Raw genomic sequence first — 16,652 nt, forward strand, 5'->3', positions numbered from 1 at the left:
CTTGATTCCAAAATTGAACTCAACATCTTGAGCAATATTAACCATACAGTAATATTCAATTGTATAAATAACAAAAGGATATTATTATGCAAGCACATTCTCGTTATATTGATCTGACCACCGATTACGGCTTTAAACGTATTTTTGGTAGAGAAACCGACAAAGATCTATTGATTGATTTTCTGAATGATTTATTCCAAGGGCGGAAAATCATTAAAGATTTGGTTTACAATAAAAACGAACACCAAGGTGATACGGATACATTCGGTACCGTCATTTTCGATTTAACCTGTACAGCAGATGACGATAGCCAATTTATTATTGAAGTACAACGTAGCCATCAAGACAACTTCAAACAACGAACCATTTATTACCGCAGTAAACTTATCGCCGACCAAGCCCCCAAAGGCGATAGAAATACGTGGGGCTACGCCATTACAGAAACCTATGTTATCGCCATCATGGACGGTTTTCGTTTTTCTGATACACAAAATTATTTGCACGATATTTGCCTTTGTCACAGGCAGACAGGCGAGATCTTTTATGATAGACTAGGTTTCATCTATATTGAATTATTGAATTTCAACAAAAGTGAGAAAGCGCTAGAAAGTGATTTAGATAAATGGTTATATATATTAAAAAACATGGCCAAACTAGACAAACTGTCGCCATTTTTACGCAAACCCATTTTTGAAAAATTATTTAAAATCGCCGAATACACCAAACTCAATAAAGAGGAAAAAGAAATGTATGATGTCAGCTTAAAACGTAAATGGGACGAACATGCCGTACATGAGTACTGGAAAAAACAGGGATTACAAGAAGGCCGCTTGGAGGGCCGCCTAGAGGGACGTTTGGAAACCTTAAAAGAAAGCGCCTTAAACATGCTTGAACGTGGTTTTGATATACAAACTATTTCCGACGTCATTCATCTGCCCATTGATGAAATCAAGAAACTACGCAATTAAATATAAACTCAAAAAAGACCGCAGTCCTGACTGTGGTTTTTGTCCATTTTAGCTAATCATATAGAACTGTGAAAACCTCAAAGAATCACATAAGGATAAAAAATGACGCATTACTGCTTACCCGAACACATCACCCCTGAAATTTTCCTACGAGATTATTGGCAGAAAAAACCGTTAATTATTCGTCATGGTTTGCCACAAATTGTGGGGCAATTTGAACCCGACGATATTATTGAATTGGCTCAAAACGAAGATGTGACGGCACGACTGGTGAAAACTTATGCGGATGATGATTGGAAAGTGAGTTTTAGTCCATTGAGCGAACAAGATTTTGAAAACTTGCCTGAACGTTGGTCAGTGTTGGTACAAAATTTAGAACAATGGTCTACGGAACTGGGCGATCTTTGGCAAGCCTTTGGCTTTATTCCGCAATGGCAACGGGACGATATTATGGTGTCTTACGCCCCGAAAGGCGGTTCGGTGGGTAAACATTATGATGAATATGATGTGTTTCTGGTGCAAGGCTACGGTCAACGCCGTTGGCAGTTGGGCAAATGGTGTGATCCGAGCACCGAATTTAAGCCGAATCAGCCGATCCGTATTTTTGATGATATGGGCGAGTTGGTGATTGATGAAGTCATGAATCCGGGCGATATTTTGTATGTCCCCGCCAGAATGTCCCATTACGGCGTGGCAGAAAGCGATTGTTTAACCTTTTCTTTTGGGCTGCGTTACCCGAATTTGAGTGATATTTTAGAGAACGTGAACAAAGGCTTTTGTCATAAAAATCCTGATATTGATTTGTCCGCGTTTTTATTGCCATTACGTTTAGCGCAAACCCCACAAGCCACAGGCAAACTGGGGCAACCCGAAATTCAAGCAATTAAAAGCAAATTGATAGAGAAATTATCTGAATCGCCTGAATTTGATCGCCTATTCCAACAGGCTCTCGCTCAAACCGTCACATCACGCCGTTATGAAATGTTGGTGTCTGATGATATGGCTGATCCTGATGAAATTCTAGAATTATTGCAACAAGAAAGTGCGGTGATTTCACAGGATAATAATTGCAAACTGGCGTATTTAGAGCAACCTGAATTAGAAATTTACGCCAATGGCGAATGGTTAGATGAACTAAATCCGTTGGAAAAAGCCATTTTAAAAGCCCTTGCAGACGGTGAACACCTTGATTTATCCGCCATTCAGCAATTAACCAGTGACGATATTGACATGGATTTGTTGATAGACAGTATTTGTAACTGGGTGGATGATGGCTGGGTCGTCATTGAGTAAGATAAACAGAACCCCGATATATCGGGGTTCTTTGTCTTTATTGATAGAAACTGGTTATTCCCACTCAATCGTGGCCGGTGGTTTGCCACTTACATCATACACCACCCTTGAAATCCCACTCACTTCATTAATAATCCGATTGGAGATTTTGCCAAGTAAATCATAAGGCAAATGCGCCCAATGTGCGGTCATAAAATCAATTGTTTCGACGGCACGCAAGGAAACAACCCAATCATATTTACGTCCATCCCCCATCACGCCGACGGATTTCACCGGCAAGAATACGGTAAAGGCTTGGCTGACCTTGTAATACCAGCCTGAATTGTAAAGTTCTTCAATAAAGATTGCGTCGGCTTTACGTAGTAAATCGCAATATTCTTTTTTGATTTCGCCTAGCACACGCACGCCTAAACCGGGGCCAGGGAATGGGTGGCGATTCAGCATTTCAGCCGGCAAGCCTAAGGCTAAACCGATTTTACGCACTTCATCTTTAAATAATTCACGCAATGGCTCCACTAAACCAAGTTTCATATAATCCGGTAAACCGCCGACATTATGGTGAGATTTGATGACATGGGCTTTGCCTGTTTTGCTGGCTGCCGATTCAATCACATCTGGATAAATGGTGCCTTGTGCCAACCATTTCACGTTGGTTTGTTTGTGGGATTCTTCATCAAACACATCCACAAACACTTTACCGATAATTTTGCGTTTTTTCTCGGGATCGTTTTCACCTTTTAAGGCGTCTAAAAAACGATCTTCGGCATTAACACGGATAATGTTTAAGCCAAATTTATCACCAAACATTTCCATGACTTGATCGCCCTCGTTTAGGCGTAACAAACCATTATCCACAAATACACAGTGTAAATTTTTACCAATAGCACGGTGTAATAACAAGGCCGTGACGGAAGAATCCACGCCACCAGACAAGCCTAAAATAACTTCATCATTCCCCACTTGGGCTTTAATGCGGGCCACGGCATCTTCTATAATATTTTCCGCCGTCCATTTGGTTTCGCAACCACAAATATTCACCACAAAATTGGTGAGTAACGCCAAGCCGCTTTTGGTGTGGGTCACTTCAGGGTGGAATTGCACACCATAGCAACGGCGTTTTTCGTCTGACATAGCCGCAATCGGACAAGTTGGCGTGGTGCCAGTCACTTGGAAATCGGTGGGTAAACGAGTCACTTTGTCGCCATGACTCATCCATACATCTAATTTAGGTTGCGAGGCATTAACATCATCATTTAATTGAGCGAATAATTGGCAAGTTGCCTGTAAATCCACTTGTGCATAACCAAATTCACGGTGATCGGAATTTTCGGTTAAACCGCCTAATTGCATTGCCATGGTTTGCATGCCGTAGCAAATGCCTAACACAGGCACGCCTGCGGTAAACACATATTCTGGCGCACGAGGGCTGTTGTCTTCCGTGGTACTTTCAGGACCACCTGATAAAATAATCCCCGTTGGGTTAAATTCACGGATTTGAGCTTCCGTGACATCCCACGCCCAAAGTTCGCAGTATACCCCAATTTCACGCACACGACGTGCGATTAATTGGGTATATTGTGAACCGAAATCTAAAATTAAAATTTTATGTTGGTGAATGTTGTTCATTTTTTACCTTATTTTTTAGTATTCTCACAAGCTCTTGTTTCTAAGATTTGCAATCCTTCTTTTTTATATACGCCAAATGAACCCTCTCGGCAATCTGATCCAAAAAGATTCTGAAATTGCTTTGTTGTCTTACCTTGTGCAATAAAAAATAAATTACCTTGTTCATCTTGAGTTTGTTTAAGAATAACCCAGTTATTTTTTTGTAATGTGCTTAAAACACTCTCTTGAGATTGCCCTTCATACACATCAGGTACACCACTAGCAGACCAGTCATTTGCACAAGCCGTCATAAAGAATATCGTTGCAATCAATAGCAAAAATTTTTTCATTTTAATTTCCTTGTTTGTTAACAATATTTAATCGTTCAAAAAAATGCGACGAAATTTGACCGCAGTTTTACTTATCCCATGCGATAATTCGGCGCTTCTTTCGTAATCGTCACATCATGCACATGACTTTCTTTAATTCCTGCGCCACTGATTCGTACAAATTGTGCTTTGGTGCGAAGATCTTCAATGGTGGCAGAGCCGGTTAAGCCCATGCAAGAACGTAATCCGCCCATTTGTTGATGGACAATTTCACGTAAATAACCTTTGTAAGGAATTCGCCCCTCAATGCCCTCTGGCACGAGTTTATCAGCGGCATTATCCGATTGGAAATAGCGGTCTGAAGACCCTTTTGCCATGGCGCCTAAGGATCCCATACCTCGATAAGATTTAAAAGAACGTCCTTGATAGAGTTCAATTTCGCCCGGCGCCTCTTCGGTTCCCGCAAACATGGATCCCACCATCACGCAATTTGCCCCTGCTGCAATGGCTTTGGCAATATCACCTGAAAAACGAATCCCCCCGTCAGCAATCACAGGAATACCACGATCAGCCAGCGCAGCTGCGGCCTCGGCAATGGCGGTGATTTGTGGCACACCCACGCCAGTGACGATACGAGTCGTACAAATGGAACCGGGTCCAATCCCGACTTTTACGGCACTGGCGCCCGCGTCTGCTAAGGCTATGGCTCCCTCAGCCGTTGCAATATTGCCGGCCACAATTTGTAAATCGGGGTATTTGGCTCGAGTTTCACGCACTCGTTGCAATACACCCTCAGAATGGCCATGGGAAGAATCAATTAATAACACATCTACGCCCGCTTGCACTAACGCCTCAATGCGTTCTTCATTGCCCGCACCCGCACCGACAGCGGCCCCGACACGTAAACGACCAAATTCATCTTTACAAGCATTTGGGGTATTTTGCGCTTTTTGATAGTCTTTTAAGGTAATCATGCCTTTTAACTTCTCATTCGCATCTAATACCAACACTTTTTCCACACGATGTTGGTGCATTAAACCAAAGATTTCTTCACGTTTGGCGTTTTCTTTCACGGTAACAAGACGTTCTCTTGGCGTCATAAATTCTGCAATAGTTTTGCTATGATCTGAGACAAAACGCACATCACGGCCGGTGATAATACCGACCAATTCGCCCGCATGATCCACCACAGGGAAACTGGCAAAGCCATTTTTCTGGGTAATGTCGGCTAATTGCGCCAAGGTCATATCGGGTTGCACACAAACAGGTTCGGATACAATCCCACTTTCAAATTTTTTCACTTTACGCACACGTTCCGCTTGGCGTTCAATAGACATATTTTTATGAATAAAACCAATTCCGCCCTCTTGCGCTAAGGAAATCGCTAATTTGGTTTCCGTCACGGTATCCATTGCCGCAGACAGCATTGGGATATTTAAGCGAATGGTTTTGGTTAATTGGGTGGACAAATCAGCGGTGTTGGGTAACACGGTGGAATGTGCGGGGACGAGTAAAACGTCATCAAAAGTTAAGGCTTCTTGCTTAATTCGTAACATTGCAATATTCTCTCTTTTAAGTGTATGCTATAAAATATTGCGAACGCATTATACAGATTTAACCTTATTTTGTGAACGAATTTTTGTGAAAAATCTGGCTTTTTTTAACGCAGGATTAAAAAGGAAATCTATGTACGATTTATTAGAAAAACTGGCCGACGGTCAAGCCTATTCTTTTGAAAATTTAACCGCGCTTTTAGGTTGTGATGACGAGGCATTATTGGCTCAAATTCAGCAATTACAACAACAAGGGATTCATCTTGATACCACGCTTGGCGAGGTAAAATTATTGCCCCAAACCGCTTTATTAAACCCTGAAAAATTACGCCAGCGTTTGCCTTATCAAGTGTTTTACCGTCCGGTGATTCATTCCACTAACCAATTTCTGCTAGAAAATATCAAACGCTTAAACAAAGGCGATATTTGCACTGCAGAATGTCAAACCGCAGGGCGAGGGCGACGGGGGCGGCAATGGATTTCGCCTTTTGCAAGCCAGTTAATGTTGAGTTTTATTTGGCAAGTGGATGCCAGAAAGCCCCTTGATGGCTTAAGTTCTGTGGTTGCCATGGCGATAAATCATGCGTTAATCAAATTAGGCGGTACCGACATTATGCTGAAATGGCCCAATGATATTTTGTTAAAAGGCCGAAAATTAGCCGGCATTTTAATTGAAATTGCGCATACCGAGAATGGTCAACTTAATTTGGTGGTGGGGATTGGGTTAAATGTGGATATTCCCAAAGATAACCAACAAATTGACCAACGTTGGGCGAATTTAACCGAAATTTTGCCTAAAATAGACCGCACTTCATTGTTAATTGCGTTGATCCAGCAGATTTATCAAGCATTAGACACCTTTGAGCAAACTGGCATAGATGCGGAATTTCAACGGAAATGGCAAGAGGTTGATGCTTATTTTGGCGAAACCGTCAATATTATCACCGAGAAACAAGTGATTTCAGGCGTGGAACAAGGCATTGATGAACGTGGTTATTTAAAATTATTCACTGATAATGGTGAATTATTGACGTTTAATGGTGGAGAAGTGTCGTTGCGGAGAAAGTAAAAAACATTAGAAATATGGCTGGGGTACTAGGATTCGAACCTAGGGATGCTGAGATCAAAACCCAGTGCCTTACCGCTTGGCGATACCCCAATTAAATTATCTTAAACAGATAGTGATTTGTTTTATTTGAATAGTATGGCTGGGGTACTAGGATTCGAACCTAGGGATGCTGAGATCAAAACCCAGTGCCTTACCGCTTGGCGATACCCCACCTACTAAAAGAGTTGCAAACTGAAAATGGTGCGGAAGGAGGGACTTGAACCCACACGCACAGGCGCCAGAACCTAAATCTGGTGCGTCTACCAATTTCGCCACTTCCGCAATATATTGACCACTTTAAAATGGTGGCTACAGCGAGATTCGAACTTGCGACCCCAACATTATGAGTGTTGTGCTCTAACCGACTGAGCTATGTAGCCATATTTTGCGTCACCGTAATCAGCGTTGCGGTGCGTATTATGCTTATTTCACGCTAACACGTCAACACTTTTTTCCTGATAATCACAAAATTGACGTTCGTTCGAATACAGATTAAACAAATCGCCCTAAAATACGGCCTTACTCCTCCAAAAGATGTTGCAATAAACGGCCGTCTAACAATGCCCGTTTCACCAACGCAAATGCGCCGATCACATCTTCATGATGTAATGCTGACACCACTAACGGCGTATTTTTCACAAAAGCGGGCAACGCATGGCTTTCAAGCGTCCGATGAATGGCAGCAAATAATGTATTTTTTGCCTGCGTAATTTCCCCCGAAATCACGATTTTTTCAGGGTTAAACATATTCACCGACATGGCCAACACTCGGCCAATTTGCACACCCACATGTTCAATTAATTCCGTCGCCACCGCATCATGCTTATTACTGGCTTTGCAAATCGCCTCAATATCATGGCTTTCTAATGAGAGCCATTTACTTTGATAGCCATCTTCTAGCATTTGTTGCATTTTATTTTCAATGGCCTCATTGCTGACCACGGTTTCCAAACAGCCCACATTGCCACACAAACAGCGTTTTCCCAACGGATCCACCTGAATATGGCCAATTTCACCCACGTTATTGCGGTAGCCTTGAAACACTTCGTGATTAATCACGATTCCCGCCCCGACACCACGATGAATGCGTAATAACAGAGAATCATAGCAATCTTTGGTCACACCAAAATAATGTTCTGCTAAGGCCAAACTGCGCACATCTTGCCCGATATAACTCGGTAAATGAAAGCGTTCTTCGAGTCGTTGCACCAGATCCCAAGGTTCTGCAAGCGCAAAGTGCGGTAAATTTTCAATCAGATTATTTTGGCCATTCACAAACCCCGCAACCGTCACGCCAATGGCAATCAACTCACTGGATTTTGCTTGATTATCGGCAATAAATTTGTCTAATTGCTCAAATAAGAAATCTTCTAAATGGCTCAAATCCGACATATCAGGCAAATCAAAATGCTGATATTTCAGCAACTTGGCCGACAAATCCATGATAGCCAGTACAATTTCTTCTCGCCCCAAATGAATCAGTAACGTCCGAAAGGCTTTCTGTTCTGCCACAATCGAGGTAGCACGACGGCCCCCTGTGGATTCTTGCTGTTCCACTTCTTTAATTAACCCTCGAGCCAATAATGCCCGAGTAATTTTGGTGACACTCGCCGGTGCCAACTGGCTTAATTCCGAAATTTTAATTCGTGAAATCGGTGCTTGTTGGTCGATTAATTTATACACCACCGCACTATTCATCTGTTTAACCAAATCCACATTCACAATTTGATTAATTCGCATCCGCCAATCCTTATTTTACGCTATAAAATTTGTGTTATTTTACCTGAAAAAATCGCAAAAATTAACCGCAGTTTACAGAGATTTTGTGGAATCCAACATATCCCTAAACCATTTTTCCGTATTTTCGCTGATTTTTTCCAGATACTTGTTTAAGTCTGCGGTTTGTTTCAAAATACGCTGCCAATAAATATCACCCGCTTTGTATTTATCCCCCTCCGCCATGGTTTGAATGAATTGGTACTTAGCGCTATCTGTTTCTTTTTTTAAATAACCGCTAATGCCATCACTGACCGCTAACACGACCTGTTGTTCACCCGCTAAATAATCCGCAATATAAGATTGCAACAACGCTTGAGGAGCAAATTCAGGCTCCGTTAAAAAGGTTTTCCCAACTAAATTTTTCTTGTCTTTCCCATAAAAAATAGCCGGTAACAAAGGTTCATCTCCTGAACACACACGCAATATTAACCAATTCAGCCAATTCTCAATGGTATAGCTGTCCTTGTGTTTGCCCGCTTGCCATTGAATGCGTTGCAAACCGTTTTCAGTGCTGAATAGTCGATCAATGTAACCACTTAATTGCACCAGTTGTCCTTTAATATTAAAGGTGAAATCAATGTAACGGCTTTCCATTGGTTTGCCTTGATAAGCGGCAATCACCGTACGAAATTGTTCCACATCCGAGCGTAGTTGTTGTTGGTAAATCTGGGCAAATTCACCACGAGGCAATCGCCCTTTAACGGTTAATTTGGCAAAATATTGTTCAATATCCAGATCTTCGTTCATTAACAAATCTTGTTGAATTTGATAAGTGTCTAAACCGTCTAAGGTAAAATATTCTGTATCGCTAATCTGCTCATCTTGATCACGATAATACACGCCAAGCCGTTGTTCAAAGAAAAACTGTACGGGATTTTTCACAAATTTAATTAATTGCTCACAATCAATCTTGACAGGCGTCATATCGACTTCAGTTGAAGAAGATGCGGCTTGCACAAAATCCAACGGTGGCTGATGTACATTGGCAATATTGGCCCATTGTTTGGCAAAAGTGCGGTGCGTTTCGCTAAAGTTTTTCGCACTCCAGGCGGTCATGGCGTGATATTGAACCAAAGCTTTTTTATCGCCTTGCGGTTGACAGTCCACATCCAGATTATCATACAAATAATCCAATAATTGATTAACCAACACCGATGGTTCTAACGGACAATTATCAATAATCGATTGCCCCACATAACTGATATATAACCGTTGTTGTGCCGATAACAAGGCCTCAAGGAACAAATAACGATCATCATCACGGCGAAAACGATCGCCTTTTTGACGGTGATATTGCATTAAATCAAAACTATTTGGCGTCGTATGGCGTGGATAATCCTGTTCGTTCATACCTAACAAGCACACCACTTTAAATGGAATGGATCGCATTGGTAAGAGGGTACAAAAACTCACTTTCCCCACCAAGAATTTTAAACTATTCTCTGGTGCATTTAATTTTTCCGTCAACACATCCACCATCACCTCTGTGGTCAAAAGTTCATCCACTTGCCACGCTTGTAATGATTGGCTGACTTGCTGAATGCTGTTTTCAATATAACGCAACATGTCGATGGTATGCGCTTCCTCACTAAAGAAATCCGCCAGTAACGCCGTCAATGCTGTTTCCCATTGCGTCACAGTATGCGGTTGAGACAAGGTGATTTGCCAGCTATGTAACTGTTCAATAAAGCGAGCCAATGCCCCCACTAAGCGACTGTTCAGCCCATAACTATTATCAAAGCCCAGATTTTCTTGTTGCCAAATACCATTTTCTTCACGTAGTGCAAAACCCAATAACATGCGCTCCAACCCCGCTTGCCACGCATTGAAATTCACCCCTTGCGTACTGGATTTTTCCAATCCAAAACGAATGCCACTGTCCTTGACCCAATGGCGTAAATTATCCAGATCCCCTAGGGTGATCGAAAAACGTTGACTGATTGCGGGAATATCTAACAGTGCCAACACGTCTTCCGCACTAAATTGACTGTCTTTTAAGCGTAATAAATGCAAGAACGTCGCCAACAAGACATCGCTTTCGGATAAGGTTTGATCCGCAATGGAAAACGGAATATAACGCTTATCTTCGCCCCATTTCCCTTTAGCATCTTGAATTTTTACTTGATACTGGCCAAAGACTGCCTGAATATAAGGCGCGTAGCGATCAATATTGGCCACCATAACCACAATATCTTTTGGTGTAAGGTCTTCATCTTGTTGAAAACATTGTAATAAATAATCGTGCAAGACTTCCACTTCACGCATTGGACTATGGCAAGCATGAAAAGACAAAGACGGATCCTGCGCTGTCCAATGCAACGATTTCCCTTGGCTAGGTGCCAACTGCAAAATTTTGCGTTTTACTTGGGTTAATAAATGCGAATCACCGGTTAATTCTGTATTGGCTTGAATTTCTTGGCTGTCTAATCGGCTTAATAAATAGAAAAAATCCCGTCCTAATTTGCCCCAAGTGGCCAACAAAGGATGACCGATGGATAAATGTTCATCTTCCGCCGTTAATTCTTGTTTATTGGCAAAATAATCTTCCAGTTGCGTGTCGTTAAACAAGGAAATCGCTTGCCCACTCTGCTGTTTGGTTAAGGTTTTCAACGCGCGTTTTTGGGCAAAAGTGGGATCTACAATATCGCCCCAATAATATTGGCTCGGGTTATTAAAGAACAGATGTACATCACAATGTTCTGCCATCACAGCCAAGGTGTCTAAATAAGTTTTTGGCAAGGCGGAAATACCAAAGATAAATAGGCGTTTGGGTAAATTTTTATAGCTCGATAATTGCAAATATTGACGGTATAAATTAGCACGGTGTTGTACAAGATGCCCCTCACTGGCAACCTCGCCAATCAAAGCACACCATAATTTCCCTTGCCACGCCACATCTTGCATAATTTGCTGTTTAAAACATTCATCCAACTGTTTTTGTTGGCTTAAAATCTCTTGTACAATGATCTCAGGTTGCTGTTGTTCCCAAGCCGTAATCCATTGAGGTCGATAAACCAAATATTGGTCAAAGAGATCGGCTATTTTACTGGCTAATTGATAGAGTTTGTGTTGTTCGGAATCAATCGAATAATGTAGATAATGCAAAATAGGTTGAAAATCAAGTGGCTTAATCAACCCCATTAACCGCCACGTCATGGCCTCTTTACTAAATTGGCTTTGCTCCACTGCATTCGGCAACACATTTGGTAAATTATCCACATATTGTTGCCAAATAAAACTGGCTGGCATGGGAAACTTGAAATTGGCCGCAATCCCTTGTTTCTCTGCTAACTGCAGTTGTAACCATTGCGCCATACCAGGGCTTTGCACCAAAATGGTTTCCGTTTCAAAGGGATCATCCAAGGGCTCTCGCTTAATTAATTCACATAAAATATCTTTTTGCACGTCAAGATCATTAGAATGATAAATTTTAAACATAATAGCCCCATGGGTGAGAATGAATTTCCTCCATTATAAACTAATTTCACCTAAAATATACCGCACTTTCACCTGTTTTCCCGTACAAAAAATGCTAAAAGTCAGTTGGTTTTGTTGCACTTGGTTTTCACAAGGCAAGCCGAGAAATTGCCGTTGTTGCTGATTTTCCGCAATTTGAATCGCTTGATAACGTTGATAAATTTCATTGGCGGTTTTCCGTTGGTGACTCGTCCATTGATTGATTGCCAGAAAAATGCCACTAAATAAGCTAAGCGCCACGAGTAAGATCACTAAACTCATGCCTCGCTGAAATTTAGGGAATAAAATCATACCATGTTTTCTCCACCTGTTGCCATTGACTGAAACCTTGCACAATGTCCGTGACCACCGCTTTTTTATAGGTTAAGGTCACCGAATCCGCTTTGCTAAATGCCCCTTGTGTAATCACCGCACCCGTGATTTTCCCCTTACCCACAATATGCAACGCCCCCGTGGCAATCACCACCCCATTAATGTTGCTGCTAAGCTCCCATTCCGTATTCGCTTGATCAAACCAAAATAACGCATTGCTTTTATCGCTCGGAAACGCCTTAAGGTTTTGTATCGCATTGGCTTGGAATAATGTAAATGCCGAGGGATCCACAAATTTCTCAAATTGCCCCTCATTCAAATTTTTAGTTGGCGATTTCTTAAATAAGGCTTGTCGCTGACACCAGATAAATTGCTGATGTTCTTCACTATTTTCAGATGTCACCGCCACACTCGCCATATTTCCCGCTACACTTAACGCCAACGTATCACACAAATGTCCTTGCTGTTGCTGAAATTGTTGTTGTAAACGGCTATGTTGCTGAACGTAACGGTGCCGTTGCATTGCCATGGAAGAATGTAAGCGGAAATATTCATCATCAAACCATAAGGCCACCAATAACAGACTTGAAAGTAAAATAAGCAAACTCATAGTCACAAAACCGCGGTGTTTTTTCGCTAACTTTTGCATTCCACATTACTCCTTTGCCCATGGTTGATTCAACAACGGAATCACCACCGAACTTTCATACTGAATCTCTGGATATTGCTTTAATCGTCCAACCAAAGAAAGACTTAACCCCTTGTATTGCTTGCTATTATCTAACCAGTCAAGAGATAATGCCGTCACTTCATAACTGTCCTCATCCAACACTTTGGTCCAACCTAAATCCTGACAGGCTTGTTGTTGCAAATAACTCTGGCATTCAGCTTTTTTACACTTCGTATTGGCTTTATTGCCATAAGTACGGCTTTCTAAAATCAAGCCGTTTTGACGATAGCCTAATAACTCACGCCCCACTTCCGAGGTGGCATTTTGTTCGTTTTTAGCACATTGTTTTGCAGTCGACCCTAAACAACCATTCGCATCCAAATCATAAAAAAATAAAACACAATTATTTTTCACCGCACTTTCACCCGACATGGGATAAATCCCCACACTGGTTCCCATTTCATCCAGTTCAAATAAAGAAAAATTTTCCTGTGTCACTTTCGAGGACAACGCACGAAAACCTACTCGCCGTAAATCTTTTGCCATGGTTTGCAAGGCCCGTTGTAATTCGGTTTGTAGTTGTAATCGCCTTAACATCTGTTGATTCTGCCGTTGTGAATCGGTATAAAATTGTACGATAACCCACAATAACAATGATGATAACGTCAAGCTGATCATTAACCCCAACAGAGTTTGTCCTTTATAAAACTGCCTCATTCTTCAGCACTCCCACCACAAGCATTCTCAGCCTGATCATGTTTAAGACGAATTCGCCCCAAATTAGAAAATGAAAACAAGGTTCGAGATTGCGTATTTTGCAACATAAAACAGCCCGAATCTGACGAATTTCTGGTACCATTAAAACTAATTAATTTTTGTGGATAATAGGCTTTCGCTACAATCATGGTCTGTTGTGGAGTAAGCGGTGAATAAAATTGGGCGGATAAATTTTCTGGGCAAAAATGTGGCTGAAAACAATCACAAATTGTGTCTGACTTAATTTGCGCCGTCACGCACCAACGTTGCTTACTGCTATCTCGATTCAGAACGAGATACCAAATTTGATTCGAATTTTCCACTCGTGCTTGTATTTGACGTAAAAACAAATATAACCGCTGTTGCTCTTTCGCTAAAATCCGTTGATTATCCCCTTGCCAAGCAGGCAAGCTCACCAACGCCAATATGCTAATAATCAACAAAGTGATCATCATTTCCAACAAAGTAAACCCATTTTTCATCACATCTTCTCTTTTTTTTAACCGCACTTTAAAAAGAAAATAGACAGGGTGCAAGAAACAGGATCATTTTTTGGAATGGAGATCACAAAATGAGGGGAAATAGGGTGACTGACAGGTTTTGTTATGAGAGTAAGAAAATGATTTTTTGATGATCTTCATCACCATTATCCAATAGCGAAGATCAAATATGAGAGTTTCCTTGTTTGTTTAGATGGAATATTCACATTCCGATTCTAAACAGGAAACTCTCATCTTTTAGCTTGATTTGTCAGATGAGATCTGATCGTCTAGCGCTTATTCTTCTTCAGGGGAGGCTTTTTTACCGACAAACACACCGAATGAATCAGAGCGTTTAAAGTCGCCACCGACTTCTGCAGCATCTGCGCCATAGAAGTGACCATTTAAACCGCTACCGCTGTCAGAATCTGTCCAAGTTGCATTAAATCCATCGCTTGTGACAGTACCAGAGAATGGCTGATCTTCACCACCCCAACCATGATCTCGAATTTGTCCAGAAATGGTTTTATTAGCAAAGTCAATGGTTGCATCAAATTTACCTGTTGCAACACCTTCTTCTTGGAATAAATTATCGGCATTTGCCTGAGCAAAGCGTAAAATACCCCCCTCATAGGTTGCTGAACCTGCTGTTGGTGCTTTGGTTTTCTCCCCTTGAACGAAGAGATACTGAGCATCACCCACTTTTGCCGCACCCGCAACGACATGTTGCAAGCCATAGACTTGAGATGAGATAACGCTTGTTTCAGAAAAATCTGAAGAATGATATCCAATGCTTGCTTTATCTGCCGCAAACACAGACCGAACATAATGAGGATTACCCGTTGTTATGTCCGTTTTCACACTGGCTAAATCAATGTCAACACCATCGATGGTAATTTTATTGTAATCAGCCGCTTTATCTAAGTACACCGTTTTTGTATCATTTTTTGGTGATTCATTAGGGGTAGACGGTGTGACGACAATATTTTTATTTAATTCTTCTGCTGCTGCTTTTTCAGCTGTTGCCGCATCCACGGCTTTTTGAGCCTCAGAGATAGCATTCGCCACACTTTCTTTATCTTTCTTCGCTAACTCAAGATTGTCTGCCACCTCTTTTTGAATATATTTAGCACGTTCATAAGCCAGTTCTGCTGCTTTTAGATTCTCAGCGACTTGCGTTTTTTGTTCTTCCGTTATATTGGCATCGGTAGTGATTTTTTCACTGTCCGCTTGTGCTTTTTTCAGTAAGTCTTCAGCTTGAGCTAATGCTTGAGCAACGGAAGTATTGGCCGCCTCAGCCGCTGTGACAGCCTCTTGCGTTTTTTCAACTGCTGCTTGCGCCGCTGTTAAGGATTCCGTTGCTGCCATGGCGTAGGCTGTTGCTTTATTTAGGTAGGCTTGTTTGTCATTGTCGGATGCTGTTTCAGCAGTCGCTGTATTTTTGGCCGTTTCATTTTCGGCATTGGCTGCTGTGAGGGTTTCATTCGCACGGGTTACAGCTTTAGTGGCTTGGAATGATGCAATAAAAGCACTATCTGTTTTGGAGTTGGCATTTCTGGCTGTGTCAACCGCTTTATCTACGCTTTCTTGCTCTTGCGCAGTGTAAACAAAATGGATTGGTTCTTCGACTTTAGGTTCTTCGGCTTTAGGCTCTTCTGCCTTAGGTTCTTCGGCTTTTGGTTCTTCGGCTTTAGGCTCTTCAGCTTTTGGTTCTTCGGCTTTTGGTTCTTCTGCCTTAGGTTCTTCGGCTTTTAGTGGGTTAGAGGGAGGGATTACAACACTAGATGAATTCACATTATTGGTTTTATCTGATGTATTGCCATCGGATGATGAGCTACAAGCAGAAAGCGCAAGGCTACAAGCGATAACAAGCGCACTGAGCTTGAATGGAGTTTGCATAGCATGACCTCTTAAAGATGGGTAAATAAATAAAAGTTTAAGATTTTATGGCAAAAAAGCAATGTGCATGTGAGACGATTTTGCTTTATCTGCCAACCTAAGAATTGCCTAATATAAAATAGAAACAATTCTCATTTAATAATAAAGCGATTTTAAAAAGTTGTAAAGTTAAAATTAAATATGTTGTCATAAATGACAAATTAATGTTAAGGGTAAAATCGTGGTGGGTCGTAAGGGATTCGAACCCTTGACTAACGGATTAAGAGTCCGCTGCTCTACCAACTGAGCTAACGACCCGTCTGGGAAGTTATTATTTTTGGGGTTAAAAAATGGTATTTAATTAAGTGGTGGGCCGTGAAGGATTCGAACCTTCGACAAACGGATTAAAAGTCCGCTGCTCTACCGACTGAGCTAACGGCCCACT

13 protein-coding genes and 6 tRNA genes are annotated in these 16,652 nt (G+C 41.6%); 3 read left to right on the forward strand and 16 right to left on the reverse strand.

What is annotated here, in order from left to right; translation table 11 throughout:
* Window positions 1-86 precede the first annotated feature (86 nt).
* Entirely contained in the window at window positions 87-968 is an 882-nt protein-coding gene (locus ACTG7Q_RS06975) for an Rpn family recombination-promoting nuclease/putative transposase (RefSeq protein ID WP_439242273.1), read from the forward strand.
* 102 nt (window positions 969-1,070) lie between these two features.
* Window positions 1,071-2,261 (forward strand): ribosomal protein uL16 3-hydroxylase, encoded by a 1,191-nt coding sequence (locus ACTG7Q_RS06980; protein ID WP_439242275.1) that lies wholly within the window; start codon window positions 1,071-1,073, stop codon window positions 2,259-2,261.
* Between the two features lie 54 nt (window positions 2,262-2,315).
* Here the strand turns inward: ACTG7Q_RS06980 and guaA are convergent, their stop codons facing one another.
* The 3 genes from guaA to guaB form a co-directional block, all read right to left on the reverse strand.
* The gene (gene guaA, locus ACTG7Q_RS06985; RefSeq protein WP_439242277.1) at window positions 2,316-3,887 is read right to left on the reverse strand and encodes a glutamine-hydrolyzing GMP synthase; all 1,572 of its coding nucleotides are present in this window, start codon (window positions 3,885-3,887) and stop codon (window positions 2,316-2,318) included.
* 8 nt (window positions 3,888-3,895) lie between these two features.
* Window positions 3,896-4,216, reverse strand: a complete 321-nt coding sequence (locus tag ACTG7Q_RS06990; RefSeq protein WP_439242279.1) for a hypothetical protein — start codon at window positions 4,214-4,216, stop codon at window positions 3,896-3,898.
* A 71-nt stretch (window positions 4,217-4,287) separates the two neighbouring features.
* Window positions 4,288-5,751, reverse strand: a complete 1,464-nt coding sequence (gene guaB / locus ACTG7Q_RS06995; RefSeq protein ID WP_439242281.1) for an IMP dehydrogenase — start codon at window positions 5,749-5,751, stop codon at window positions 4,288-4,290.
* A gap of 130 nt (window positions 5,752-5,881) precedes the next feature.
* Between guaB and birA the strand changes: the two genes are divergently transcribed.
* Window positions 5,882-6,817 carry a bifunctional biotin--[acetyl-CoA-carboxylase] ligase/biotin operon repressor BirA gene (gene birA / locus ACTG7Q_RS07000; protein WP_439242283.1) on the forward strand — a complete coding sequence of 312 codons (936 nt, stop codon included), beginning with the start codon at window positions 5,882-5,884 and terminating at the stop codon, window positions 6,815-6,817.
* Between the two features lie 15 nt (window positions 6,818-6,832).
* On the opposite strand, the gene ACTG7Q_RS07005 is transcribed toward birA, so the two are convergent.
* From ACTG7Q_RS07005 to ACTG7Q_RS07065, 13 genes are all read right to left on the reverse strand, one after another.
* Window positions 6,833-6,907, reverse strand: a tRNA-Gln gene (locus tag ACTG7Q_RS07005).
* Between the two features lie 46 nt (window positions 6,908-6,953).
* Window positions 6,954-7,028: transfer RNA gene (locus ACTG7Q_RS07010), tRNA-Gln, on the reverse strand.
* Between the two features lie 27 nt (window positions 7,029-7,055).
* Window positions 7,056-7,138, reverse strand: a tRNA-Leu gene (locus tag ACTG7Q_RS07015).
* 21 nt (window positions 7,139-7,159) lie between these two features.
* A tRNA-Met gene (locus ACTG7Q_RS07020) sits at window positions 7,160-7,236 on the reverse strand.
* A 139-nt stretch (window positions 7,237-7,375) separates the two neighbouring features.
* Window positions 7,376-8,596, reverse strand: a complete 1,221-nt coding sequence (locus ACTG7Q_RS07025) for an ROK family protein (protein ID WP_439242285.1) — start codon at window positions 8,594-8,596, stop codon at window positions 7,376-7,378.
* 72 nt (window positions 8,597-8,668) lie between these two features.
* A complete protein-coding gene (gene recC / locus ACTG7Q_RS07030) occupies window positions 8,669-12,073 on the reverse strand; it encodes an exodeoxyribonuclease V subunit gamma (RefSeq protein WP_439242287.1) in 3,405 nt (1,134 codons plus the stop codon).
* Window positions 12,074-12,106: 33 nt separating this feature from the next.
* Complete coding sequence (locus tag ACTG7Q_RS07035; RefSeq protein ID WP_439242289.1) at window positions 12,107-12,403, reverse strand: DUF5374 domain-containing protein; 297 nt, start codon at window positions 12,401-12,403, stop codon at window positions 12,107-12,109.
* Window positions 12,387-13,073: a DUF2572 family protein gene (locus ACTG7Q_RS07040; protein ID WP_439242291.1), complete on the reverse strand. Its 687-nt coding sequence runs from the start codon at window positions 13,071-13,073 to the stop codon at window positions 12,387-12,389. The genes ACTG7Q_RS07035 and ACTG7Q_RS07040 overlap by 17 nt, the downstream gene beginning before the upstream one ends.
* A gap of 6 nt (window positions 13,074-13,079) precedes the next feature.
* Window positions 13,080-13,811, reverse strand: coding sequence for a hypothetical protein (locus ACTG7Q_RS07045; protein WP_439242293.1), 732 nt, complete (start codon window positions 13,809-13,811; stop codon window positions 13,080-13,082).
* Window positions 13,808-14,332: a prepilin-type N-terminal cleavage/methylation domain-containing protein gene (locus ACTG7Q_RS07050; protein WP_439242301.1), complete on the reverse strand. Its 525-nt coding sequence runs from the start codon at window positions 14,330-14,332 to the stop codon at window positions 13,808-13,810. Before ACTG7Q_RS07050 ends, ACTG7Q_RS07045 begins: the two co-directional genes overlap by 4 nt.
* Before the next feature lie 294 nt (window positions 14,333-14,626).
* The gene (locus ACTG7Q_RS07055) at window positions 14,627-16,228 is read right to left on the reverse strand and encodes a transferrin-binding protein-like solute binding protein (protein ID WP_439242295.1); all 1,602 of its coding nucleotides are present in this window, start codon (window positions 16,226-16,228) and stop codon (window positions 14,627-14,629) included.
* A 221-nt stretch (window positions 16,229-16,449) separates the two neighbouring features.
* Window positions 16,450-16,525 (reverse strand) — tRNA-Lys (locus tag ACTG7Q_RS07060).
* A 48-nt stretch (window positions 16,526-16,573) separates the two neighbouring features.
* Window positions 16,574-16,649 (reverse strand) — tRNA-Lys (locus ACTG7Q_RS07065).
* Window positions 16,650-16,652: the final 3 nt, after the last annotated feature.

Origin of the sequence: Lonepinella sp. BR2474 (assembly GCF_051851555.1) — a bacterium.
Taxonomy (GTDB): Bacteria; Pseudomonadota; Gammaproteobacteria; order Enterobacterales; family Pasteurellaceae; genus Lonepinella.